This window comes from Candidatus Latescibacterota bacterium (genome assembly GCA_020633725.1).
Classification (GTDB): domain Bacteria; phylum Krumholzibacteriota; class Krumholzibacteriia; order JACNKJ01; family JACNKJ01; genus VGXI01.
Genome location: JACKDC010000001.1, coordinates 734,241 through 755,100 on the forward strand (window position 1 = coordinate 734,241; position 20,860 = coordinate 755,100).

23 protein-coding genes are annotated in these 20,860 nt (G+C 70.9%); all 23 read right to left on the minus strand.

The window, feature by feature from the left end:
• Nucleotides 1–36: 36 nt before the first annotated feature.
• The 23 genes from H6693_03225 to fliF all read right to left on the minus strand — a co-directional run bounded on the left by H6693_03225 (nucleotide 37) and on the right by fliF (nucleotide 20,843).
• Entirely contained in the window at nucleotides 37–231 is a 195-nt protein-coding gene (locus tag H6693_03225) for a hypothetical protein (protein MCB9515181.1), read from the minus strand.
• Nucleotides 228–1,292 (minus strand): hypothetical protein, encoded by a 1,065-nt coding sequence (locus tag H6693_03230; GenBank protein ID MCB9515182.1) that lies wholly within the window; start codon nucleotides 1,290–1,292, stop codon nucleotides 228–230. Before H6693_03230 ends, H6693_03225 begins: the two co-directional genes overlap by 4 nt.
• A complete protein-coding gene (gene flhA, locus H6693_03235) occupies nucleotides 1,285–3,357 on the minus strand; it encodes a flagellar biosynthesis protein FlhA (GenBank protein MCB9515183.1) in 2,073 nt (690 codons plus the stop codon). The genes H6693_03230 and flhA overlap by 8 nt, the downstream gene beginning before the upstream one ends.
• A 3-nt stretch (nucleotides 3,358–3,360) precedes the next feature.
• Nucleotides 3,361–4,449 (minus strand): flagellar biosynthesis protein FlhB, encoded by a 1,089-nt coding sequence (gene flhB, locus H6693_03240; protein MCB9515184.1) that lies wholly within the window; start codon nucleotides 4,447–4,449, stop codon nucleotides 3,361–3,363.
• 1 nt (nucleotide 4,450) lies between these two features.
• Entirely contained in the window at nucleotides 4,451–5,227 is a 777-nt protein-coding gene (fliR, locus tag H6693_03245) for a flagellar biosynthetic protein FliR (protein ID MCB9515185.1), read from the minus strand.
• Between the two features lie 13 nt (nucleotides 5,228–5,240).
• The gene (gene fliQ / locus H6693_03250; GenBank protein MCB9515186.1) at nucleotides 5,241–5,492 is read right to left on the minus strand and encodes a flagellar biosynthesis protein FliQ; all 252 of its coding nucleotides are present in this window, start codon (nucleotides 5,490–5,492) and stop codon (nucleotides 5,241–5,243) included.
• 21 nt (nucleotides 5,493–5,513) lie between these two features.
• Nucleotides 5,514–6,311 carry a flagellar type III secretion system pore protein FliP gene (gene fliP, locus H6693_03255; GenBank protein MCB9515187.1) on the minus strand — a complete coding sequence of 266 codons (798 nt, stop codon included), beginning with the start codon at nucleotides 6,309–6,311 and terminating at the stop codon, nucleotides 5,514–5,516.
• A gap of 144 nt (nucleotides 6,312–6,455) precedes the next feature.
• A complete protein-coding gene (locus tag H6693_03260; GenBank protein MCB9515188.1) occupies nucleotides 6,456–6,878 on the minus strand; it encodes a flagellar biosynthetic protein FliO in 423 nt (140 codons plus the stop codon).
• Between the two features lie 9 nt (nucleotides 6,879–6,887).
• A complete protein-coding gene (fliN, locus tag H6693_03265; protein ID MCB9515189.1) occupies nucleotides 6,888–7,295 on the minus strand; it encodes a flagellar motor switch protein FliN in 408 nt (135 codons plus the stop codon).
• On the minus strand, nucleotides 7,292–8,464 hold the full coding sequence (locus H6693_03270; GenBank protein ID MCB9515190.1) for a FliM/FliN family flagellar motor switch protein: 1,173 nt from the start codon (nucleotides 8,462–8,464) through the stop codon (nucleotides 7,292–7,294). Before H6693_03270 ends, fliN begins: the two co-directional genes overlap by 4 nt.
• Before the next feature lie 15 nt (nucleotides 8,465–8,479).
• Nucleotides 8,480–9,013 (minus strand): flagellar basal body-associated FliL family protein, encoded by a 534-nt coding sequence (locus tag H6693_03275; GenBank protein ID MCB9515191.1) that lies wholly within the window; start codon nucleotides 9,011–9,013, stop codon nucleotides 8,480–8,482.
• 27 nt (nucleotides 9,014–9,040) lie between these two features.
• On the minus strand, nucleotides 9,041–9,781 hold the full coding sequence (locus H6693_03280) for an OmpA family protein (GenBank protein MCB9515192.1): 741 nt from the start codon (nucleotides 9,779–9,781) through the stop codon (nucleotides 9,041–9,043).
• 9 nt (nucleotides 9,782–9,790) lie between these two features.
• A complete protein-coding gene (locus tag H6693_03285) occupies nucleotides 9,791–10,570 on the minus strand; it encodes a motility protein A (protein ID MCB9515193.1) in 780 nt (259 codons plus the stop codon).
• A 33-nt stretch (nucleotides 10,571–10,603) separates the two neighbouring features.
• On the minus strand, nucleotides 10,604–10,843 hold the full coding sequence (locus tag H6693_03290; GenBank protein ID MCB9515194.1) for a flagellar FlbD family protein: 240 nt from the start codon (nucleotides 10,841–10,843) through the stop codon (nucleotides 10,604–10,606).
• A 23-nt stretch (nucleotides 10,844–10,866) separates the two neighbouring features.
• The gene (locus H6693_03295) at nucleotides 10,867–12,939 is read right to left on the minus strand and encodes a flagellar hook-basal body complex protein (protein MCB9515195.1); all 2,073 of its coding nucleotides are present in this window, start codon (nucleotides 12,937–12,939) and stop codon (nucleotides 10,867–10,869) included.
• Between the two features lie 45 nt (nucleotides 12,940–12,984).
• Nucleotides 12,985–13,713: a hypothetical protein gene (locus H6693_03300; protein ID MCB9515196.1), complete on the minus strand. Its 729-nt coding sequence runs from the start codon at nucleotides 13,711–13,713 to the stop codon at nucleotides 12,985–12,987.
• Between the two features lie 10 nt (nucleotides 13,714–13,723).
• Nucleotides 13,724–15,286, minus strand: a complete 1,563-nt coding sequence (locus H6693_03305) for a flagellar hook-length control protein FliK (GenBank protein ID MCB9515197.1) — start codon at nucleotides 15,284–15,286, stop codon at nucleotides 13,724–13,726.
• Nucleotides 15,286–15,816, minus strand: a complete 531-nt coding sequence (locus H6693_03310) for a hypothetical protein (GenBank protein MCB9515198.1) — start codon at nucleotides 15,814–15,816, stop codon at nucleotides 15,286–15,288. Before H6693_03310 ends, H6693_03305 begins: the two co-directional genes overlap by 1 nt.
• 4 nt (nucleotides 15,817–15,820) lie before the next feature.
• The gene (gene fliJ / locus H6693_03315; protein ID MCB9515199.1) at nucleotides 15,821–16,294 is read right to left on the minus strand and encodes a flagellar export protein FliJ; all 474 of its coding nucleotides are present in this window, start codon (nucleotides 16,292–16,294) and stop codon (nucleotides 15,821–15,823) included.
• Nucleotides 16,294–17,637, minus strand: coding sequence for a FliI/YscN family ATPase (locus tag H6693_03320; protein MCB9515200.1), 1,344 nt, complete (start codon nucleotides 17,635–17,637; stop codon nucleotides 16,294–16,296). The genes fliJ and H6693_03320 overlap by 1 nt, the downstream gene beginning before the upstream one ends.
• Nucleotides 17,627–18,292, minus strand: coding sequence for a hypothetical protein (locus tag H6693_03325; GenBank protein MCB9515201.1), 666 nt, complete (start codon nucleotides 18,290–18,292; stop codon nucleotides 17,627–17,629). The genes H6693_03320 and H6693_03325 overlap by 11 nt, the downstream gene beginning before the upstream one ends.
• Nucleotides 18,276–19,346, minus strand: a complete 1,071-nt coding sequence (fliG, locus tag H6693_03330; protein MCB9515202.1) for a flagellar motor switch protein FliG — start codon at nucleotides 19,344–19,346, stop codon at nucleotides 18,276–18,278. The genes H6693_03325 and fliG overlap by 17 nt, the downstream gene beginning before the upstream one ends.
• A gap of 3 nt (nucleotides 19,347–19,349) precedes the next feature.
• Nucleotides 19,350–20,843 carry a flagellar M-ring protein FliF gene (gene fliF / locus H6693_03335; protein MCB9515203.1) on the minus strand — a complete coding sequence of 498 codons (1,494 nt, stop codon included), beginning with the start codon at nucleotides 20,841–20,843 and terminating at the stop codon, nucleotides 19,350–19,352.
• Nucleotides 20,844–20,860: the final 17 nt, after the last annotated feature.

Here is a 20,860-nt window from a genome sequence, read left to right on the forward strand (position 1 = left end):
CGTGCCACCGGTCTGGCGGTCCAAATCCGTGCCGACTCAGCGCCGACGCTCCGCGGCCCCGCCACGCGCGAGGCGCAGCAGGCCCAGGATCACGAGGATCTGCGCCGCGAAGACCACCACGTAGGCCGTGAGGCCCTTCTGGAGCGACAGCGCCAGCGGCCACCCCCTCCACGCGCCGTAGAGGAAGGTCAGCAGCGCGGCCAGGACGTTGAGCCGCTGCATGCCGGTCATCGTCCGGCTCCCGCGCCGGCCGCGCCCCTGGCGCCGCGCAGACGGCCGCGCAGGCCGGCCAGCAGGCCCTCCGGACCGGCCAGCGCCAGCGGGGAGTGGCCGTCCGCGCCGCTCGACACGAAGGAGAGCAGCGGACGTCCCCCGGCCGTGAGGTCCAGCGCCAGGCGCAGCGGGTCGTCCAGGTCCCCGCGAGTCAGGGCCAGGTAGTGGGCCCCCGTGGCGAGCTCCGCCGCGAGGACGGCGCGTCCGTCCGCCGGCAGCACGGCGTGCCGCAGGATGGGCCCCAGCTCCGCCCGGGCCTCCGCCTGCTCGAGCAGCCCGATCTGCCCGGGCGCGAAGCCCGGCAGGTCGATCAGCACGAGGTCGCGGTCGCGCAGGAAGCGCAGGGCGTCCACCAGAGCCTCGCCGTCGGGCGCGAGGACCGCCTCGTGGCCATGAAGCTCCGCCTCGGCCTCGAGGCGCAGGCGCTCGCCGGGGTGGGTCGGCGCGACGGCGAGGTGCGCGGCGCGCAGTCCCGCGGCGGCCGCCTGGGCGCAGAGTTTCGTGGCCAGCGCGCTGCGTCCGGCGCCGGGAGCGCCGAGCAGGGCGTGGTGGCCGCGCAGGTCCGCCAGCGCCATGGACTCCACGCAGGGCAGCTGCGCGGCGATGCGCTCCAGCGCGGGCGTCTCGGCGGCCTGATCCACCGGCGGCACCTCGTCGGCGTGGTCGCGCGCCAGGCGCTGCAGCGTGGCCGGCAGGATGCCCAGGGCCTCGAGCGCCGCCCGCAGGGGATGGCCGGGCGTCTCGGCAGCGTCGAGCTGCGCCTCCATGTCGACCAGGAGCGCCTCGAGGCGGGCGATCTCGTCTTCCAGGCGAAGCGGGGCGCTCGGCCCCGTGCCCATCTCGCCGGGCGCGCCGGGCAGGGCCACGCGCACCTCCACCTCCTCGTCCATGCGCAGGGACCCCGGCCGCGGCCGGCGCAGCGTGCGCGAGTCGAGGATCAGCGCGTCCTCGCCGAAGCGGGCGCGGACGGTCTTGAGCGCGCTGCGCATGTCACGCGCGACGATGCGGTGCTCAGTCATCGAGACTCACCATCCCCAGGGCATTGACCTCGATCCCGGTCGGCACCTCGCCGAAGGCCAGGACCGTGAGGCCCGTCAGGAAGATCTCCGTGTAACGCTTGAAGACGAGACGGATCGGACTGGCCACCAGCAGCACGGGCGCGTAGCCCTGCCGGGTGGCGCGCTCCACCGCGCCGCGCAGGCGCTCCTGGAAGCGCTCGGCCAGGTCCGGCGGCAGGGCGACGCCCCCCGTCTCGCCGTACTGCTTGAGCGCGCCGAGGAAGAGCTCCTCGACGCCGTGGTCCAGCGTGATCACGGCCAGCGTGCCGCGCTCGTCGAGGAACTCGCGCACGATGGCCCGCCCCAGCGCCTCGCGCACCTTCTCGGCGAGGAAGTCCGTGTTCTGGCTGTGGCCGATGTGGTCGCCGAGGGTCTCGAGGATCGTCACCATGTCGCGGATGGGCACGCGCTCGTGGAGCAGGTTGGCCAGCACCTGCTGCAGGAAGCCCAGCTTCAGCTGTCCGGGCACCAGCTCGTCCACCAGGGCCGGCGCGATCTCGCGGACGCCGTCCACGAGGCGCTTGACGTCCTCCCGGCTCATGACCTCGTCCGCATGCCGCCGCAGAATCTCCGCCAGGTGCGTGCTGATGACCGCGGCCGGCTCCACGAGCGTGAGTCCGCGGTCGGTGGCCAGCTCGCGATCGGCCTCGGGCACCCAGAGCGCCGACAGCCCGAAGGCCGGCTCCACGGTCTCGATGCCGGGCAGGCCCATGCGTTCCTCCGGCCCCGCGATGCAGAGCAGATGGCCGGGCAGGATCTCGCCCCGCTCGAGCTCGACGCCCTTCAGCTTGATCGCGTACTCGGCCGGCTTGAGATGGATGTTGTCGCGGATCCGCACCGGGCTCACGTAGAGCCCCAGCTCGGTGGCCTGCTGCCGGCGGATGGCCGTCACGCGTTCGAGCAGGTTGCTGCGCCGTGACGCGTCGGCCAGCGGGATCAGGCCGTAGCCGATCTCCAGCTCGAGCCGGTCCACCTGGAAGAGCGCGGGATCCTCCAGCGGATCGCCCGGCGCCTCGGGGGCGGCGGGCGCGTCCTCGGCGGCGGCTTCGTCCTTGTTCCGGCGCGAGATGCGATAGGCGGCGGTGCCCGTCGCCGCGCCCAGCAGCAGGAAGGGCGTGTGCGGCAGCCCGGGCACGAGGCCCAGCACGCCGAGCGCCGCCGCCGCGATGCCCAGCGCCCGCGCCTGTCCGAAGAGCTGGCTGACGAAGTCGTCGCCCAGCTCCTGGTCGCTGCGGCCGCGCGTCACGACCACGCCCGAGCTGACCGAGATGATGAGCGCCGGGATCTGGCTCACCAGGCCGTCGCCCACGGTGAGCAGCGTGTAGGTGCGCAGCGCCTCGCCGAAGCTCAGCCCCTGCTGCGCCACGCCGATGATGAACCCGCCGAGGATGTTGATCGCCGTGATCACGATGCCGGCGATCGCGTCGCCGCGCACGAACTTGCTGGCGCCGTCCATGGCGCCGAAGAAGTCCGCCTCCTCGCCGATGCGCTCGCGCCGCCGCTTGGCCTCCTTGTCGTCGATCAGGCCCGCGTTGAGGTCCGCGTCGATGGCCATCTGCTTGCCGGGCATGGCGTCCAGCGTGAAGCGCGCCGCCACCTCGGCCACGCGGCCCGCGCCCTTCGTGATCACGATGAACTGGATGATCACCAGGATCAGGAAGACCACCATGCCCACGACCGGGTTGCCCCCCACCACGAAGGCGCCGAAGGACTCGATCACCTTGCCCGCGTAGCCGTTGAGCAGGATGAGCCGCGTCGAGGCCACGTTGATCGCCAGGCGGAACAGCGTGAGGAAGAGCAGCAGCGTGGGAAAGACCGAGAAGTTGAGCGGGTCCCGGATGTAGAAGGTCACCATCAGGATGATGATCGCGAAGGTGATGTTGAAGGACAGCAGGATGTCCAGCAGGCCCGGGGGCAGCAGCAGCACCATGACGGCGAGGATGCCGATCAGGCTGGCGCCCACCAGGATGTTGGCGTTCCCCTTCAGGATGCCGTCGAGCCGCTTGGCCTGGAGCACGTCCGCCATGCGCTACGCCCTCCCCGCGCGAGCCGGCCGCGCTTTGCGCGGGTTCAGCTGGTAGACGTAGGCCAGCAGCTCCGCCACGGCCTGGAAGAAGCGGATGGGAATGCGGTCGCCCAGACGGCACTCCGCGTAGAGGGCGCGGGCCAGGGGGCGGTTCTCCACCACCGGCACGCCGGCCTCGCGGGCCGTCTCCTTGATGCGCTGCGCCACGAGGTCCGCGCCCTTGGCGATCACCGTCGGCGCGCCCTTGGTCTCCTCGTAGCTCAGCGCCACGGCGAAGTGGGTCGGGTTGGTGACGACCACGTCGGCCCGCTTCACGTCCTCCATCATGCGGCGCAGGGACATCTCGCGCTGCAGCGCGCGCAGGCGCGACTTGAGCAGCGGGTCGCCCTCGGTCTCCTTGTACTCCTGCTTGAGTTCCTGGGGCGTCATCATGATGTCCTGCTCGTGCTGCCAGCGCTGGTAGGCGTAGTCCGCCATGGCCAGCAGCACCATGAGCACGATCAGGCGTCCCGCGAGGAGCAGCGCCACCTTGCCCAGCACGGCGAGGGCCGGCAGCAGCTCGAGCTCCGACAGGCCCACGATGGTCCTGGCCGCCCCCCGCAGGGTCCACCAGGTGATGCCGAGGAGCAGGCCCATCTTGAGCAGGCTCTTGGCCAGCTCGAAGCCGCTGCGCTTGCTGAAGATGCGGCCGAAGCCGGCGATGGGGTTCAGGCGTTCGGGCTTGGGCGCGAGCAGGCCGGGGTTCACGCTGAAGCCGACCTGCGCCACGGACGCGGCCACCCCCACCACCAGCAGGATGATCCAGAAGGGCGCGAGCAGCGCGAGGGATTCGCTGAGCCAGACCTTGGTCAGCTGCGGCAGCGTGCCCGCGTCCACCGTCACGACGAAGGCGGCCTCCACCGACTGGCGGAGGATGCCGCCCAGGCCGCGGCCCACGCTCGGCGCGAGCCCGGCCAGCGCGAGCAGGGCGGCGAGCAGCAACAGGAAGCTGCCCAGCTCCTGGCTGCGCGCCACCTGACCGCGTTCGCGCGCCTCACGCCGCTTGCGTGGGGTCGCGAGTTCGGTCTTTTCCTGTCCGCCGTTCTCGGCCATCTCAGCGCATCCAGGTCATGAGGGAGTGGAAGTCGACGAGCAGTCCGTCCAGCGCGCGCAGGAGCAGCGGCCCCGCGGTGTGGACGCCCACGGCCAGCACGGCCAGGCCCAGGCCGATCTTGAGGGGAAAGCCCACGAGGAAGATGTTCATCTGCGGCACCAGCCGGCTGAGGAAGCCCAGCGCCAGATCGAGCAGCAGCAGCGCGGCGATCACCGGCAGGCTGAGGCGCAGCGCCAGCGTGAAGACCTTGCCGGACAGCTCCGCCCAGCGCAGGAAGCCCGCTGCGGCCAGCCCCGGCTCGCCCAGCGGCAGCAGGGTGAAGGAGCGCCCGAAGCCGCGCAGGAAGCCGTGGTGCAGATCGAGGCTCACGAAGAGCAGCAGCGCGAGCAGGTGATAGAAGCGTCCGTTGACGCCCACCGTCTCCCCGCTCGACGGGTCGAAGAGGCTCGCGGCCGCAAGGCCCATCTGCACGCCGATGGCCTGCCCCGCGAACTGCGCCGCCATGAAGACGAAGGCCACCAGGGAACCGAGCGTGAGGCCGAGCAGCGACTCCCTGGCGATGAGGAGCACCTGCTCCAGCGTGCTGGTGGGCAGCGCGGCCGGCGCCGGCACGGCGGTGAAGAGCAGCACGCTGAGCGCGGCGGCGGCGCCCGCCTTGAAGCGCATGGGCACCGTGCCGCCGCCGAAGGCCGGGAAGACGGAGAAGAACGCCGCCGTGCGGGCGAGGATCATCAGGAAGAGCACTGCGCTCGTGCCGTCGATCACGGGCCAGGTCATGCGCGCCCCCGCCTCAGAGTCCCGCGATCACGTCGAAGATGTGACGCGTGAAGGTCAGCATCACGCGCAGCACCCAGGGCAGGGCCACGAGGCCCGTCACCAGGATGCCGACGATCTTCGGCACGAAGGTCATGGTCATCTCGTTGATCTGCGTCACGGCCTGGAAGACGCTCACCAGCAGGCCGATCAGCAGCGCCGCGGCGAGCATCGGGCCGGCCACCATCAGCGTGGTGGTGAGCGCCTGGCGGCCGAGCTCGAGGATCATCTGTTCGTTCACGGCTCCCCCCTACGCTCCGAACGAGCGGATGAGGCTCTGGACCAGGAGGTTCCACCCGTCCACGAGCACGAAGAGCAGCACCTTGAAGGGCAGGGAAATCATGACCGGCGGGAGCATCATCATGCCCATGCTCATCAGGATCGAGGCGACGACCATGTCGATCACGAGGAAGGGCACGAAGAGCACGAAGCCGATCTGGAAGGCGCGCTTGAGCTCGCTGAGCACGAAGGCGGGGATGACGACCGTGAGGGGCGTCTCCAGCCGCGACTCGGGCTGCGGCTTGTCGCCGATCTCGAGGAAGAGCGCGAGCTCCCGGTCGCCGGTCTGCGCGAGCATGAAGGTCTTGAGCGGGGCGACGCCGCGCTGGAGCGCCTGGCCGTCGTCGATCTCCGCGGCCAGGTAGGGCGCGATGGCTTCCGCGCGGATCTGCTCGATCACGGGGCTCATCACGGCCGCGGTCAGGAAGAGCGAGAGGCCGATGATGAGCTGGTTCGGCGGCATCTGCTGCGTGCCCATGGCCTGCCGCAGGAAGCCCAGCACCACGACGATGCGGGTGAAGCTCGTCATCAGGATGAGGATGGCCGGCGCCAGCGAGAGCACCGTGAGGCCGAGCATGATCTGGAGCGCCGGCCCGAGGCCATGCGCCTCGGCGCCCTCCGCGCCGCCGATGTTCAGCTGCAGGCCGGGCAGACTGACGGCGCCGGCCGGCGCCGCATGGAACAGCAGCGCGATGGCGACCAGGGTCAGGGCGATTGGCAGGATTCTGCGCACTCGAGCCTCCTCGGGGACGTTCCTGGTAGGGAACATCAAGCCCCGTGCCGCGGCGGACGGTGGAGCGTCCGCGAATCGGGCGTGCAAGTGCTGTCAGCGAAGGTGGTTACGGAGCCATCCGGCGAGGCTGGCGAGACGCTGCCGCGGCGACGCGAACGCCGCTGGCCGAAAGCTGGCCGCTCAGGCGCGGGCGCGGCGCATGGCCGAGGAGAAGTCGGCGGCCGGGTCGGTGGCCGCGGCGCCGTCGGCGCCCAGGTCCAGGAGCAGGCGGCTGCCGTCGGCCTGGAGGCTCACGAGCAGCTCCCGATCGTCCACGCGCAGGAGCGCGACGCGGTGGCGGCCGTCGAGGGCGAGCACCTCTTCGCAGCGCAGGCGGCGCTGGCCCTTGCCCCCCGCGCTCTGCAGCCGGCGCAGCGCGGGCAGTGCGGCCAAGGCCAGCGCGAGGATGCCCGTCAGCGCCAGCGCGAGCCGCAGCAGCGGCAGGCCCGCGGCGGGGCTCTCCGCTCCCGTGGCGGACGCGGGCCAGAGCGACAGCAGTCCCAGCAGGCCGAAGGCGGAGGCCGCGAGGCCCAGCGGAGACTTGAGGAAGCGGAGGCCGCGCATGGCTGACTCCTAGTCGCCGAAGGTGTCCGCGCGATCCACGCGGTTGTGCAGCCGGGTGATCCGCACGCCGAAGACGTCGTCCAGCACGATGACCTCGCCCGAGGCCAGCAGCACCCCGTTGACGCGGACGTCCACGGGCTCGCCGGCCATCTTGTCCAGCTCGATCACCGAGCCCTGGCCCAGCTCCATCAGCTCGCCGATGTTCATGCGCGTGCGGCCGAGCTCCACCGTGAGCTCGAGATTGACGTCGCGCAGCAGCTCGATGCTCCCCGCGCGCTCGTCGCGCAGCACGGCCGTGGGCTTGCCCTCCATGCCCGCACTGAAGCTGGGCAGCTCGGCCGCCTTGCCCTGGGGGCGCGCGGCGGGCGCCTTGACCGGAGTCTCGGGATCCTGCTGCAGGGTGGTCTCGTCGCTCATCGCTTGCCCTCGTTCCTGGTCTGCTTCGCCTCCAGCGCGCCCCCCAGCGGATGCTCACGGGGACGCAGGACGCGCGTGATCTTGACGGCCGACTTGCTCTTGAAACGCCCCATCTTGCCCTGGAAGAGGGGACAGCCCCCCACCATGACCTTGAGCGGATCGTCCACCTGCTTGCGGAGGCTGATGACGCTGCCCTCCGCGAGCTGCTGCACGAGATCCAGGCTCACTGGCATGCGCGCCAGCTCGGCCACGACCTCGGTGCGGGTGCTGTCGAGGATCAGCGAGAGGCGCTCGGCGTCCTCGCGCCGCTCGTGCTCGCTGCGCCCGTCGCGATAGGGCGACGCCCCCTCGGTGCCCACCTCGGCGGCGAGGCTGGTCAACGACATGCAGACGCTCATGGGGCCCGAGAACTCCGCCAGCTCCACCTCGAACAGGAGAAGGATGCAGGCGTCGTTGGCGTTCATGATGTAGGTGAAGTCGGGGTTGTGCTCGATGGCGCTCAGGCCGACGTCCACCTCGAGGATGCGCAGCATGGCCTCGCGCAGGTCCGTCAGCATGCGCAGCACGATCTTGCGCGCGACGCGCGACTCGATGGCGGTGAACTCGCGGCGCACGTCGTCGTGCAGCGCCGCGCTGCCGAGCAGCTTCTCGATCATCGCGAAGACCAGGCCGATGTCCAGGTCCAGCATGCCCGGGATCTTGATGGGCGCCAGATCGATGATGTTGATGCAGCTGGGATTGGCGATCGCGCGCGTGTGCTCCTCGAAGAGCACCTGCCGCACGCCCTTGGCCGTGACCGTGACCGGGATGCGCAGGTAGTTGCTCAGCGAGAGCGTCAGCAGCTTGGCGAAGGACTCGCTCACGATGGTCAGGCTGCGGGAAAAACCCTTGGAGAGCTGGATCGGGCGGCTGAAGTCGTAGCTCTGGGGCTGAACGCTGCGGCCGCGACGCGAGGTCAGGAAGGGCTCGCCGCCCCCCGCGGCCGTGGCGCCGCCGGCGGCCGCGCGCGCGGCGCGCTGCTGCTCGCGTTCGGCCAGGGTCAGCGCGGGCGGCGTCGCGAAGACGTCTTCCGGAAAGGGCGGGGTTCCGCGCTCAGCCGAGGACTCGGACGTCCCGTCCAGGCCGCTCCCGGTCTCCCGCGTCTCGTCCTGGGTGTCGTCGTTTGCCACCGTGGGCGCTCCGTCTCACTGAACCACGAAGTCGCTGAAGTAGATGTTCAGCAGCTGACCCTTCTGGAGCCGGGAGTTGATGTCGTCCAGCAGGTCCTGCTTGACCTTCTCGCGACCCTCCCGGTCCACCACCTCGTTCACCGCGCGGCTGGCCAGGTGGTCGATGATCAGGTCGCGCAGCTCGGGCATGCGCTCGGCGATCTCCGCTTCCACCTTGCTGTCGGAGACCTCCAGGCCCGGCGCCACCTTGAGGAAGTGGCTGCCGTCATCCCCCTGCAGGTTCACGACCACGTCGTCCATGAGGACGATGTTCCCCCGCTGCGGCTCCGCCGCGGCCAGGGCCGCCAGGGAATCGGCCACAGCGTCGGTCTCCTGGGCCGGCAGACGGGGCAGGATCACGAAATGTGCCAGCGCGAAGGCCAGGGCCAGCTCCACGGCGGCGATGCCCGCGAAGACGATGGGGCGTCGGGGCAGGGAGCGCCTGGGCCTGGCCTCCGCCTGCTGCTCCTCCTGCTCCTCGGCCGGATTGTCCTTGGTATCCTCAGCCATTTCAGCTCCTTGACGCGCCTCGGCGCCCTAGAAGTGCTCGCCCAGACGGTCCGTCTGGGGAATCCCCTGGGGCAGGGGCAGCTCCATGAAGATCTCCACGCGGCGATTCTTGGCCCGTTCGGCCTCTGAGTCGTTTTTGGCCACCGGACTCCATTCGCCCAGTCCCACGGCGCTCAGACGCCGCGGGTCGAGCCCGGAGCGCTCGAAGTAGCGCAGCACCGACGCCGCCCTCGCCGCCGAGAGCTCCCAGTTGCTCGGGAAGCGCTCGCTCTCGATGGGGCGGTTGTCCGTATGGCCCTCCACCCGCACCGGATTGGGATAGCTCGCCAGCGTGGCGGCCACCACGTCCAGCACCGGGTAGCTCCGCGTCTCCAGCACGGCCTGGCCGGGCTTGAAGAGCATCTCGTCCTCCAGCCGGATGGCCAGCCCCTCCGCCGTGCGGCTCACGGTCACCGTGTCTGCCTGCTTCAGCGCCTGCAGGTGCCGACGCAGCTCCTCGGTGCGCTGCTGCAGCTCGTCGCTGCGGTCCTTGCCGCGCATGGTGGGCAGCTCGATCTCGTCGGCGACGGGCACCTTCGGCAGCTTGGTCAGCACGCCGAGGGCGCCCTGCAGGCTGCCCACCGCTTCGCGGAACTTCGTCTCCTGGATGCTCGAGAAGCTGACCAGGAGGATGAAGAAGGTCAGCAGCAGGCTCATCATGTCGCCGAAGGTGGCCATCCACGCGGGCGCTCCCGGCGGCGGCGCGTCATCGCCCTTCTTGCGCGGCATGCGGCCTCCCTAGTCCTTGGCGCGCTCGGCCTCGAGCGCCGCGCGGGCCTGGGGCGTCAGGTAGCTCTTCAGCTTCTCCTCGACGATGCGCGGAGAGTCGCCCGACTGGATCGCCATGATGCCCTCGACCATCATCCACTTCAGGTTGATCTCCTCGCCGCTGCGGACCTTCAGCTTGCCGGCCATGGGCAGCGCGAAGGAGTTGGCGAGGATCGCGCCGTAGAACGTCGTCAGCAACGCCACGGCCATGCCCGCGCCGATGGTGCTGGGGTCGTCCAGGCCCGCGAGCATCTGGACGAGGCCGATCAGCGTGCCGATCATGCCGAAGGCGGGCCCGTAGGCCCCCATCTGGTTGAAGATCTCCTGGCCCTGCTTGTGGCGGCTCTCCACCTGGTCGATGTCGATCTCCATGATCCGGGTCAGCACGGCGGGATCGGTGCCGTCCACGGCCAGGCGCAGGCCCTTGCGCAGGAAGTCGTCCTGCTCCTTCTCGGCCATCTCCTCGAGGGCGAGCATGCCCTCCTTGCGCGCCTTCTCGGCATAGGTGACGATGTTCTTGATCAGCTCGGACGTGTCCTTGCTGTTGTCGCGCAAGGCCTTCTGGGCCACCTTCATGGCGCCCAGGATCTGCGGCAGGCTGAAGTTGATGAACAGCGCCGCGATCGTGCCGCCGAAGGTGCCCACCATGGACGGGACGTTGATGAACAGCGCGATGGAGCCGCCCAGCAGGAGCTGCAGGGCGAGCACCACCATCACCATCACCAGGCCGACCAGGGTTGCGATGTCCACGCTGGTTTCCCTCCCGCCGGGCCGCGCCGTCCGCTAGGGCTGCGCGATCTCCGTCGGATCGTAGTCCGGGCCGCCGGACGGGACGGGATAGGCCCGTCCCAGCTGGCGGCGATACTCCAGGAAGGCCTCGCGCACGGCCTCCATCGACTCCCGCACCATCAGCTTGCGCCCCGTGGTGAGGGTGAGCAGGCAGTCCGGCGTCTCCTCGACCATCTCGATGAGGTCGGCGTTGACCGCCACGGACTGCCCGTTCAGCTTCGTCAGCCGAATCATGCCTGCTCAGCCCCCTGCGCGCCCTAGCGCTTGATGTTCACCAGCTCGGTGAGCATCTCGTCACCGGTGCTGATGATCCGCGCGCTGGCCTGGAAGCCGCGCTGCGCGGTGATCATCTCGGTGAACTCCTGCGCGAGGTTCACGTTGCTCATCTCGAGCGCACCGGGGGTGATGCGGTTCACCACCGAGCCGCTGATGGTTCCGACCAGGGATCGGCCGGAATTGCTGCTTTCTGAATAGAGATTGCTGCCCTGGCGGGTCAGGCCGGCGGCGTTGGAGAACTGGGCCACGGCGATCTGGGCCATGTCCTCGGAGACGCCGTTGGAGAACTGACCCACGATCACGCCGCGCTCGTCCACGAAGACGGTCTCCAGCGTGCCCGAGGCGTAGCCGTCCACCGCCACGATCTTCGCCGTGGAGGCGCCGGCGGTCTGGGTGAGCGTGCTCGAGCCCACGGCCGTCTGGATCTGCAGGTCGATGGTGCTGGCGCCGTTGCCCGGATCGATGCGGATGGAGCCGCTGCCGTCGTCGAAGGAGAAGCTCACCAGCTCGCCGTCGGGGTTGAAGATCAGGCTGCCGCGGTCGCCCGCGAGGATCTCGCTGGTGCCGTCCACCTCGGCCTGCCAGTACCACTCGATGTTGCCCGCGTCCGAGGACGGCTTGCGCAGCGAGATGGTCAGGTGGTGCTTGGCGCCCACGCTGTCGTAGACGTCCACGCTCACCGGATGCATCTCCGCGTCCTTGGCCGCCTGGATCTGGTCGAAGAGGAAGGTCGTGCCGAAGGTCGTCGTCGACGTCGAGTCGCCGATGGAGATGCTGTCGATGGAGTTGTCCGTCCCCGGGTTGCCCTGGATGCGGATGGCGCCGTCGGCGGTCAGGGTCACGCCCGCGTTGCCGTAGTCCGAGATGCCGGTCACCGCCTGCAGGGCGTTCATGAGGTCCTGCAGCGAGGTGGTGCCGGTCACGTTGAAGTCGCTGGGCATGTGGGCCTCGCCGCCCACGTAGGCCTGCAGCGTCAGCGTGGTGCCGTCGATCCCGTACTCGCTGTCGGGTCCGTCCAGCGGCTCGCCCACGCCGTTGTAGAGGTTCACCAGCAGGTCGGTCGCGTCGGCGGCCTGCATGAGCGTCTCGTTCATCGTGGCGCTGTCGCCGGTGCCCGACGTGATCAGCGAGGGGAAGGTGAAGGCCGAGTTGAACTCGGGATTGCCGTTGATGCTCAGGCGTAGATCGTGGATGTCGTTGCCGCCGGCCGGGTGGCCGTCCACCGTGATCTCGCCGTTCACGAAGGTCACCGAGCCGGGCGGATAGGTGGGGTTGACGGCCGTCAGCGCGCCGTTGATGAAGTCCAGCACGTCCTGCACGCTGGTGCTGTCGTCCACCACCAGGCTGCCCGAGATGATGTCCGTGTCGATCAGGCCGCTGAGGCTGATCACGTCGCCCGAGCGGATGTTCATGTCCGTGCCGAAGCTCTGCTGCGAGATGTCCGTCAGCAGGGTCGTGCTCTCGGCGAGCTTCAGGAAGCGCCCGGACTCCGTGATCGTGGGCAGCGCCTCGGCGTCGGCCTTGAGGTTCCCCGTCAGGCCGATGTAGGTGGACGCCTGCGCGTTCACCACCCGCGAGCGATCCACCACGATGTCCGAGAGCGTGCTGCTCTCGCGGATCTCGCCGTCGGCGTCCGGCAGATAGCCCTGGAGGATGGACCCGCTCGCCTGGTGCACAAGGTTGCCGAAGCCGTCCACGGCGAAGTTGCCGGCCCGGGTAAAGTTCAGCGAGTCGCCGCTCTTCACCACGAAGAAGCCCTCGCCCTGGAAGGCCATGTCGAACATGTTCCCAGTGGCCTGCAGGTTGCCCTGGGTCTGCAGGGTGTCCACCGAGGCCACCGTCATGCCCAGGCCCACCTGGATGGCGTTGGTGCCGCCGAGCCCCGAGTCCGGGCGGCTCGCGCCGCGCACGGTCTGGTTCAGCATCTCCTGGAAGGAGACGCGGCCCGTCTTGAAGCCGATGGTGTTGATGTTGGCGATGTTGTTGCCGATCACGTCCAGCTTCGTCTGGTGGTTGATCAGGCCGGACACGCCCGCGAAAAGGCTTCTCAGCATGCTCTAGTCCTCCCTCAGTGCTTGCTCCAGCTCTCCGGTGTGCGCTCAGCCCGCCGTCAGCGACGGGGTGTTCGCCGCCTCCGCGGCGGCCTCGATCTGCTCGCGGATCTCGATGACGTCCGCGAGCGTGAACTCCATGGATCCCACGATCACGTAGGCGGTGCCCTGGGAGAAGCGCACGCCATCCACGTGGCCGCGCAGCCAGGTGCTCACCCCCACGTCGCCGCCCGTGGCGTCGGTGGCGGTCACCGACACCGAGTACTCGCCGTCGGGGACGGCCTTGCCCTTGTCGTCCTTGCCGTCCCAGTGGACCTCGTGCTCGCCCGGGATGAGCGGCAGGTCGTCCTGGCCGGCCACCGTCATGCTGCGGACCAGGTCGCCGTCCGCGTTGCGGACCTCCACCGTGAGCGTGGCGTCGTCGTCCAGGTCCACCAGGAAGTCGCTGGCGGAGCCGGACTCCACGCGCACGTTGCTCGTGTCCAGCAGCACGTCGCGGCCGATGAGGCTCGTGGACATGGCGTTGCCCAGGCTCTGCTGCATCAGCAGGCCGGTCTGGGTGCCGGTGTTGATGTCCTGCAGCTGCTCGAGGCTCGAGAAGGTGGCGAGCTGGGCGATGAAGTCCTCGTTGTTCGTCGGCTCCAGGGGATTCTGGTGCTGCAGCTGGCTCACGAGCAGCTGCAGGAACTCCTCCTTGCCCAGCTCCGCGCTGGGCGTCATCACCCCGTTCATGCCGATGGAGTTGCCCAGGCCGAGATCGCTGATCTGCGTGGTCATCCCTCTCTCCTCAGGCTCTCAGGTCGATGAGGCCGTCGTGCGCGGCCCACACCGTGGTCCGCGCGGCTTCCAGTCCCGACTCCGTCTCGGCGGCGGGGGCGCCGTAGCGCGGCCCCTGGCCGTCGCCCTGCGCGTGCTGCCCGCCGCCCTGGCGGAGCTGCACCTCGACGCGCGCCTCGCCCAGGCCCTGCTGCTCCATGAGGGCGCGGATGCGCGGCAGCTCGCTCTGCAGCTGCTCGCGCGCGGCGTGGCTCTCCACGGTGAGGCGGGTCCAGCTGCGGTCCCCGTCCATCTGCACCTCGATGCGCAGCTTGCCCAGCGCCGGCGGATCCAGGCGCAGGGTGGCGCGGTAGTTGTCCTCGCCGTTCTGGCGCAGCTCCCGCAGCAGACTGACGCTGCGCTCCGGCAGCTCCGCCGGACGCAGGCTGGCCGGCAGCGGCGTGCTCGGGCCGGCGGGCCGCGTCGACGTCCCCGCCTTGCTCTCGGCAGCCCGCAGCTCGGCGCCGTTCTGGAGCAGGGTCTCCGCGCCGTGGGCGCGGGGCGTGTCGGTCGTGGCCGGCGCCGCGGGCGCGCCGTCCGTGGTCTGGGAGCGCGCGCCCTCGCCATCCGAGGCGACGTCGGCGTCGGCTTCACCCGCCGCAGCGGGGACCGTGGTCGCCGCGGCGCCCTGGGACGGCATCGCATCGGCCGGCGGGGCAGCAGGCGGCTCGGGAGTACGCGCCGAGGACCCGGCGGTCGTCGGCCGCATGGGTGGCGTCGGCGTCGGCACGGGCCGCGGGGTCGGGGCCAATGCGCGCATCGGGCCGGTCGCGTCGGCGTCCGCCGACTCGCCCGTCACCGTGGTCTCGCCCTTCGCCGGGCGGCGCATTCCGAGCAGCGCGCTCTGCAGCGTGGCCACGCGCGCGTCGGCGCGCAGCGCCCTGCCGTCCTCCGCGGTCGAAACCGCCGCGAGAGCCTCCCCGCCCCGACCCTTGGCCGGGCGCAGCGACGCCTGCGGGTCCGGCTGCAGGGCCGGCGCGTCGACCGCGGGGGGCGGCGCGTCGGCGAGCGCCGTCCCGGCGGCGGTCAGCGCGTGGGTGTCCACCGTCGGCGCGAGCGCCGGCGCGATCGGACCCTTCCCATCGCCGAGCTCGCCGTGGACCTGCGGCGGGATGGCGCCGGTGTCCGCGGCCTCCTTGATCGGCGGCGTCGAGGACGCCGGATCGATCCCGTCGTCCACGCCCGCCGCGACGCCCATCAGCATCGCCAGCAGGCGGGAAGCGCTCTCGTCCTCGCCCTTCGGCGTGGCGGCGCTGTCCAGCGCGTCGTCGTCGCTGCCGGTCTGGGTCTCCTCGTCGGCGAGGCCCTGCTCCGGCGCGGGCTTCGTGTCCGCACTGGGCCGGTCGGTCGGCGCGGCGGGAGCGTCGGGCTCGACGTCCGCCCGCGCCGGCTGCGGCGCCGGCGTGTCGGCGCGGCGGGTCATCGCGCTGTCCAGCTCGCGGCGGAAGGCGTCGTTCGTGCCGCGCGCTTCCACGCCCGCTCCGGGCGTGGGCGCGAGGTCCGCGATGGCGCCGAGGATCTTGAGCAGCTCCATCACTTGCCCCCCTGCGCCGTCAGCAGGTTGCTGAGGGCCGCGGCGCGCGCCGGGTCCAGCGACGCGAGGATCTGCGCCGCCGGGCGTTCCTTCATGTTGCGGAGCACCTCGAGCACGATGTCCACGTCCATCCCGCTCAGGATCGCCGCGGCGTCCTTCGGCGGCATCGCCTCGTAGACCTTGGACAGCTTCTTCAGCCCGCGCAGCCGCTCCTCCTCCACCTGGCCGACGGCCAGCTGGATGCGCTTGCGCATGGCGTCGATCTTGTTGAACTCCTCCGCGAGCACGGCCTTCTCGAGTTCGAGGCTCTCCTGGAGGTCCTCGATCTCCCCCTCGCGCTCGGCAATCTCCGCCGCCTTGGCCTGCAGGGATTGCCGCTCGAGGCTGTACTCCGCCGTGGAGTCCACGGGGGCGGCCTCCTCGCCGGTGAAGTAGGCGCTGCGGATGCCCGTGAAGACGCCCGTCACCAGAAAGGTCCCGGCGAAGATCACGAAAAAGCTCAAGACACTGAAGACAATGACCGATTTCATGGTGTCACCTTCTGTCCGCGATCGGGCTCGGCATCGCAATCGTCATGCCATGCCGCGGGGTCGGCCTGGCGTCCAGTTCGCGGCGCTCACGTCGCGCCTCCTCCAGCTCCCACTCCGCGCGCCGCCGCTCCTCGAGCTTCTCGAGCAGACGGCGCTCGCGGCTGCGCTCCTGCAGGACGGCCCGCGCCGCCCGCACGCCCTGCTCCTGAGCTGCGAGACGCTGACGCGCCAGCACGTCGGCGCGCTCGAGCACCAGCAGCTGATAGCGATTCTCGCCCAGGCGCAGCGGCTCGACGCGCCCCTGCTGCAGACGATCCCTGCGCTCCAGCAGCGCCCGCCGCAGGGCCGCGCTGCGCTCGAGCTCCTGCCGCGCCAGCGCGAGTTCGCTCTCCAGCCGCCCCAGCGCCAGGGCGGCGTCCTGCTCCGCGCGCTCGCGGAGGCGCAGCAGCTTCTGCAGCCGAAAGCTGAAGCGCGCCATCAGCGGCGGACTCCGGCCTGACGCGTCGACGCGGCCTGCCCGAGCAGCGCGCTCAGCGCGCCGCGGGTCTCGTCGAGGGTGCTTCGCTCGTCCCGCGCCTGGCGCAGGAATCGCTGCCAGTCCGGGCGCAGCGCGATCGCGCGGTCGATCTCCGGACTGCTGCCCGGGGCGTAGGCGCCGATCTGGATGAGGTCCTCGTTCTCCCGGTAGACGGCCATCGCCGCCGTGAGCTCGCGCGCCTTCGCGACGGCCTCGGCCGGCGCCACGGCGTCGAAGAGACGGCTGACGGACTCCAGCACGTCGATCGCCGGGTACTGCCCGGCCGTCGCGAGCCGGCGGCTGAGCAGGACGTGCCCGTCGAGGATGGAGCGCACCGTGTCGGCGACCGGGTCGTTCATGTCGTCGCCCTCCACCAGCACGGTGAAGAGCCCCGTGATCGACCCCGTGGCGGCCGAGCCCGCGCGCTCCAGCAGCCGCGGCAGCGCCGCGAACACGCTCGGCGTGTAGCCCTTGCTGGCCGGCGGCTCGCCGGTGGCGAGGCCGATCTCGCGCAGGGCCATGGCGTAGCGCGTCAGCGAGTCCATCATCAGCAGGACGCGCCGCCCGCGGTCGCGGAAGTGCTCGGCCACGCTGAAGGCGAGTTCGGCGCCCTTGACCTTCTCGAGTGCGGTGGCGTCGCTGGTCACGGCCACCACCACCGAACGCCGAAGCCCCTCGGCGCCCAGGTCGCGCTCGATGAACTCGCGCACCTCGCGTCCGCGCTCGCCGATGAGCCCGAGGACGATCACGTCGGCCTCGGCGCGCCGGGCCAGCATGCCCAGCAGCACGCTCTTGCCCACGCCGCTGCCGGCGAAGATGCCCAGGCGCTGCCCCTCGCCGACCCCGAGGAGCCCGTCGAGCGCGCGAACGCCCGTGACGAACTGCCGCGCGATGGGCGCCCGGTCCAGGGGCGCCGGGGCGCGGCCCTCCACGCGGCGGCGCTCGGGGAGCCAGGGGTCGCCCGCGCCGTCGATGGGACGTCCGAGACCGTCGAGCACGCGGCCGACCAGCCCGTCGCCCACGCCCACGCTGAGCGGCGCGCCGGTGGGCACCACGCGGTCGCCCGGTCGGATGCCCGCGATCGCGCGGTAGGGCATGAGGAGAAGACGCCCGTCCTGGAAGCCGACGACCTCGGCGGGCAGCGTGCCGTCGCCGGCGGTCTCGATCAGGCAGAGCTCACCCACCGAGGCGGGCGCGCCCTCCGCTTCGAGCAGCAGGCCGATCACGCGGCTGACCCGGCCCACGCGGCGAACCACGTCGCCGCGCTCCACGCGTTCGAGCGCACGGCGCAGATCAAGCGCCATGGGGCCCGTCCTCGGGAGCAGGCGGCGCGTCGGCGGCGTCGAGCGAGCCGTCGAGCAGGAGCGCCTCGAGCCGGGCGAGTTCGTCCTCGGCGATGGATTCCACCCGCGCGCGGTCGCCCTCCAGGGCGAGGCTGCCCGCGGGCAGGCGCGGATCGGGCTGGAGCTGGAAGGGCAGACCGTCGAGCAGGCGCTTGCCCTCGGCGGCGAGCAGGGCGTCCACCGCGGCGAGGTCGTCCGGGTTCGCCAGCACGCGAATGCTGCTCTCACGCTCGAGACAGCCGAGCAGCTCCGCGAGCTTGCCCGCCAGCGCCGCGTCGTTCGCGCGCAGCTCGGCGCGCAGCAGCCGACGCGCAATGCCCATGGACAGGGCCAGCAGCTCGCGCTCGCTCTCGCGCTGGAACTCGGCGCGCGCCGCCGTCAGGCTCGACAGGAGCCGCTCCAGCGCGGCCAGCGGGCCGGCCACGAGGGCCTCGCGCTCGGCGGCGTATTCCGCGGCCGCCTCGCGGCGTCCCGCGTCCCGCCCCTCCGCCAGCAGGCGCTCGCGCAGGTCGGCGAAGCCGGGCTGCCGGGACAGGTGCGCGATCTCCGCGTCCGCGCCGGCGCGGGCGAAGTCCTCGAGGTAGAGGCCGAGGGCCGCGTCACTCGATGAGGCCACCCTCTTCCCCCCCGCGTCCAGCGATGAAGATCGTCCCCTCGGCCTCCAGGCTGCGCACCACCTCGATGATGCGGGCCTGGGCGGCCTCCACGTCGCTCACGCGCACCGCGCCCATGTACTCCATCTCCTCGCGGATGGCCGTGGCCGCCCGCTTGGACATGTTGCCGAAGACGAGGTCGCGCACCTCGCCCGTCGCGCCCTTGAGCGCGAGGGCCAGGTCCTTGCTGTCCACTTCCTTCATCACGGCCTGGACGGACTTGTTGTCCAGCAGCACCAGGTCGCCGAAGGTGAACATCTGGTTCTTGATGTCCTCGGCCACGGCCGCGTCGACCTCCTCGATCTCCTCGAGGATGCCCTTCCAGACCGTCTGCTCGATCTCGTTGAAGGTCTCCGCCACGTGGGTCGTGCCGCCGAACTTGACGCCCATGTCCTGGAAGTCCGTGAGCACGTAGTCGCCCAGCACGCCCTGGATCTCGGCGATGACCTCCGCGCTCGGCCGCTCGATGGTGGCCATGCGGTAGGCGATGCTGGTGCGGGTCTCCTCGGGCAGGTTGACGAGGATCTGTCCCGCCTGATGGGTGGGCAGGGTGCTGAGCACGAGCGCCACCGTCTGCGGGTGCTCCTTCTTCAGGAAGTTCGCGATGCTCGGCGGGTCCACGTTGCTGATGAGGCCGAAGTAGTTCGTCTCGCCCAGGCCGCGGAAGCGGCTCATGATGGCCTTGGCCTTGCGCTCGCCCAGGCTGGCGATGAGCATCTCGCGCGCGTAGTCCTCGCCGCCCTGCAGGATGTAGTCCCGCGCCTGGGCGGTCTGCGCGAAGTCCTCGATGATCGCGCGCTTGTCCTCGGCCGAGATCGTGCCGATTGAGACGATCTCGGCGGAGAGGTCCTCGAGCTCCTCGTCGCTGAGATGCCGCGTGATCTCGGAGGCCGCCTCCTTGCCCAGCGCTATCATCAGCATCGCCGCGCGGGTGACGCCCTTCATGCCGTCGAGGTTCACCCCCGCCGCCGGGGCGGGCGGGCTCTCGGGCGCCGGCTGCTTCGTCGCCTTGCTCACGTGCTAGCTCCTCGCGTGCATCCAGGTACGCACCAGCTGTGCGATGTCCTCGGGCTTCTCCAGCGCCAGCGCGCGGGCCTGCTCCTCGACCTCCAGCGCGTGCGCCGCCTTGCTCTGGATCCCCTCGGCGACGGCGCTGTCCCCCGCCGGATCGCGACCGGCCTCCACGGCCCGACCGAGGTCGCGCGCGCTGCGGGTCGGCCCGGTCAGACCGGCCACGAGCTGGCCGCTCAGGCGGCGGAAGGTCGCCATGAGGAAGATCAGGGCCAGGAGGATCAGGCCGCCGTTGATGTACTTGGGGGCGCGCCCCACCCAGGTGGACAGGGCGCTCGCCTCCGGCAGCGGGGTCTCCTGGAAGCGGACGTTGAGCAGCTCGATCTTGTCGCCGCGGTCCTTGTTCACGCCCACGATGTTCTCGACGACCTTGCGGTAGCCCTCGAGCTCCTGGGCGCTGCGCGGCGCGTACTGGCTGCTGCCGTCCTCGGCCTGGGTGTAGACGCCGTCGATGAGCACCGCCACGCTCAGCTGCCGCACGGTGCCGGTCGCCGCCACGATGTTCTCCACCATGCGGTTGAACTCGTACTGCACCGTGGAGCTCTCGGTGTTCTCGCCCTCGGTGTCCCGCTGGCTCTGGTTGCGCTGCTCGCTGAGCACGGCGCTGGTCTCCGGGTCCACGACCTGGCGCGTGCGCTCCACCTTCTCGAAGTCCAGCTCGGCGTTGACGCGCACCAGCGCGGTGCCCGGGCCCAGCACGCTCTCCAGCGTGCTCTGGGCCTTGCGGCCGAGGTAGGACTCCACCTCCTGCTTGATCTCCAGCTGGGCGTTGCTGAGTCCGGCCACGTCGCTCGTGCCGTCACGGGAGAGCAGGGTGCCGAAGCTGTCGAGGATCGTCACGTGCTCGGGACTCATGCCCTCGACGCTGCCGGACACCAGACGCTGGATCGCCTGCACCTGATCGCCGCGCAGCGCGCCGGGGCGGAGCAGATTCAGCACGACGCTGGCCGTCGGCGGCTGCTGCTCGGCCCGGAACAGCGCCTGCTTGGGCAGGACCAGGTGGACCCGCGCCTTCTCGACGCCGTTGATGGTGATGATCGAGCGCGCCAGCTCGCCCTCGAGCGCGCGCCGGTAGTTGAGATTCTGCGTGAACTCGCTGACGCCGAGCCCCTCGTTGTCGAAGAGCTCGTAGCCGCTGAGGCCGCCCGTGGGCAGGCCCTCGCCGGCCATCAGCACCTTCAGCTCGCCCACGCGGCTAGCCGGCACCATGAGGCCGTTGCCGCCGCTGGTCACGCGGTAGTCGACGCCCCGCTTCTGGAGCTGCTCGATCACGCGCGCGCTGTCCTCGGGGCCGAGGTTCGAGTAGAGCAGGGTGAAGTTCTCCCGGCCCAGCCACGCGAAGAAGATCAGCAGCGTGGCCAGCACCGCGCCCGTGAGCGACAGGAAGAGCACCCGCTGGCTCGTGCCCAGCAGTCCCCAGAGCTCCCGCAGTCGTGAGATCATCGTTGCCATGCTCGCTC

Coding starts and splice junctions, on each gene's coding strand:
- H6693_03225 (MCB9515181.1), bottom strand. CDS start 231: ATGACCGGCATGCAGCGGCTCAACGTCCTGGCCGCGCTGCTGACCTTC.
- H6693_03230 (MCB9515182.1), bottom strand. CDS start 1,292: ATGACTGAGCACCGCATCGTCGCGCGTGACATGCGCAGCGCGCTCAAG.
- flhA (MCB9515183.1), bottom strand. CDS start 3,357: ATGGCGGACGTGCTCCAGGCCAAGCGGCTCGACGGCATCCTGAAGGGG.
- flhB (MCB9515184.1), bottom strand. CDS start 4,449: ATGGCCGAGAACGGCGGACAGGAAAAGACCGAACTCGCGACCCCACGC.
- fliR (MCB9515185.1), bottom strand. CDS start 5,227: ATGACCTGGCCCGTGATCGACGGCACGAGCGCAGTGCTCTTCCTGATG.
- fliQ (MCB9515186.1), bottom strand. CDS start 5,492: ATGATCCTCGAGCTCGGCCGCCAGGCGCTCACCACCACGCTGATGGTG.
- fliP (MCB9515187.1), bottom strand. CDS start 6,311: ATGTTCCCTACCAGGAACGTCCCCGAGGAGGCTCGAGTGCGCAGAATC.
- H6693_03260 (MCB9515188.1), bottom strand. CDS start 6,878: ATGCGCGGCCTCCGCTTCCTCAAGTCTCCGCTGGGCCTCGCGGCCTCC.
- fliN (MCB9515189.1), bottom strand. CDS start 7,295: ATGAGCGACGAGACCACCCTGCAGCAGGATCCCGAGACTCCGGTCAAG.
- H6693_03275 (MCB9515191.1), bottom strand. CDS start 9,013: ATGGCTGAGGATACCAAGGACAATCCGGCCGAGGAGCAGGAGGAGCAG.
- H6693_03280 (MCB9515192.1), bottom strand. CDS start 9,781: ATGCCGCGCAAGAAGGGCGATGACGCGCCGCCGCCGGGAGCGCCCGCG.
- H6693_03290 (MCB9515194.1), bottom strand. CDS start 10,843: ATGATTCGGCTGACGAAGCTGAACGGGCAGTCCGTGGCGGTCAACGCC.
- H6693_03295 (MCB9515195.1), bottom strand. CDS start 12,939: ATGCTGAGAAGCCTTTTCGCGGGCGTGTCCGGCCTGATCAACCACCAG.
- H6693_03300 (MCB9515196.1), bottom strand. CDS start 13,713: ATGACCACGCAGATCAGCGATCTCGGCCTGGGCAACTCCATCGGCATG.
- H6693_03305 (MCB9515197.1), bottom strand. CDS start 15,286: ATGGAGCTGCTCAAGATCCTCGGCGCCATCGCGGACCTCGCGCCCACG.
- H6693_03310 (MCB9515198.1), bottom strand. CDS start 15,816: ATGAAATCGGTCATTGTCTTCAGTGTCTTGAGCTTTTTCGTGATCTTC.
- fliJ (MCB9515199.1), bottom strand. CDS start 16,294: ATGGCGCGCTTCAGCTTTCGGCTGCAGAAGCTGCTGCGCCTCCGCGAG.
- H6693_03320 (MCB9515200.1), bottom strand. CDS start 17,637: ATGGCGCTTGATCTGCGCCGTGCGCTCGAACGCGTGGAGCGCGGCGAC.
- fliF (MCB9515203.1), bottom strand. CDS start 20,843: ATGATCTCACGACTGCGGGAGCTCTGGGGACTGCTGGGCACGAGCCAG.